The sequence below is a fragment of the Gammaproteobacteria bacterium genome (assembly GCA_003696665.1).
In the GTDB taxonomy this organism is placed as follows: Bacteria; Pseudomonadota; Gammaproteobacteria; order Enterobacterales.
In genome coordinates this window covers 1-1427 of sequence record RFGJ01000168.1, presented here as the reverse complement: position 1 = coordinate 1427, position 1427 = coordinate 1, and the positions used below count along the sequence as shown (strand labels likewise).

General features: G+C 60.9%; 1 protein-coding gene. It reads right to left on the bottom strand.

Features of this window, described 5'->3' with window-relative positions; translation table 11 throughout:
• Positions 1-1427 (bottom strand): phospholipid carrier-dependent glycosyltransferase (locus D6694_04965; protein ID RMH45228.1); only part of this gene is annotated, 1427 nt, incomplete at both ends.

The window sequence follows — 1427 nt, the reverse complement described above, 5'->3', positions numbered from 1 at the left end:
GAGCATGTCTTTGTGTTCGCGCAAAAAGGGTACGGGAGCTTTTTTGGCCAGGGTCAAATCGGGCATCATCGCCGGAGCAAAGGCATAAAGTGGCAGAGGGGCCAGGGCGAACAGCAGCAGTTTTTTCCACGGATCCTTATTGCGTGCAGCACTGATGAACAGCAGGCATGTCAGGGCGAGGGCCAGCATGCCGCCCAGCCAGGGCCAGTGGGTCGAATAAAGTCCGCCGGGAACCAGTCCGGTGAGCTGGGCAACGGGCAGGGCGAGCAGCAGCAGGCCAAAAAAAGCCCCGGCCAGCCAGGATCCGATGGTGAGACTTCTGACTCTGCCGGAAGCCAGATAGCGTCGCAGGGCCCAGGCGGTCAGGCCAGCCAGCGCCGGGAAAAGAGGCAGGATGTAGGTTGGAAGTTTGCCTTTTGACGCGGAAAAAAACAGCAGCGGGAACAGAACCCAGCAAAGGTAATAGCCCACCAGGCGTTTCTCGCCATTCCGTATGGCCGGACCCCGGACCCCGGACCAGATGCTACCGGCCAGAAAACTCCACGGCAGGGCCATGACCGGTAAAAAAGCCAAAAAGAACCAGACCGGCTTGGCATGCTGGGCATGTTGACTGAAAAACCGCTGAATGTGTTCGTGCCAGAAGAAAAAGTTCCAGAAATCGGGCGCCCTTTGCGCTATCAGCAGGCTCCAGGGCAGGGCCACGAGGGTCGCGACACCCAGGGGCAGCCAGGGCAGGCGCAGCAGATCGCGAAAACGTTTCTGCCAGAGCAGGTAGGGGCCGGCGACCAGCACCGGGACCGCCAGGGCCAGAAATCCCTTGGTCAGAAAGGCACAGCCGCAACCGATTCCGGCGGCTGTAAGCCAGAGGCGTTCCCGGCTGCTGCGGGGGGGCTCTTCGGTGGCCCGAAAAAAGGCAACCAAAGTCAGGGTGAGAAAAAAGGTCAGCAGGCTGTCCAGGACCACGAAAGTGCCGATGCCGACGACGGCTATGCAGCTCAGGTGGAGCAGACTGGCCAGCGGGTCAGGCTGCCTGCAGTCTGACTCTGGGCGTGGCATGGGGAGCAGCAACAGCAACAGGCCGGTTAGAACAGCCGCCAGGGCTGACGGGAACCGGACTGCGAACCGTGTTGCTCCGAAAACGGCCTGTGACAGGGCATGAGCCCAGTAGCCGAGGACTGGTTTTTCAAAATAATCCAGGCCATTGAGGTGGGGGACCACCCAGTCGCCGCTGGCCAGCATTTCGCGCGGGATTTCGGCATAGCGGGTTTCATCGGGCACAAACAGCGGTCTGATGCCCAGGGGGACAAAATAGACGGCTGCCACCAGCAGGACCAGAAGCAGGACTGTGCGGATGTCGGTTTTGATCACGAAAGCTCCTCCTGAACGGCGACCCAGCCTTCCCTGCCGGGGACGGTCCGCTGGACAAT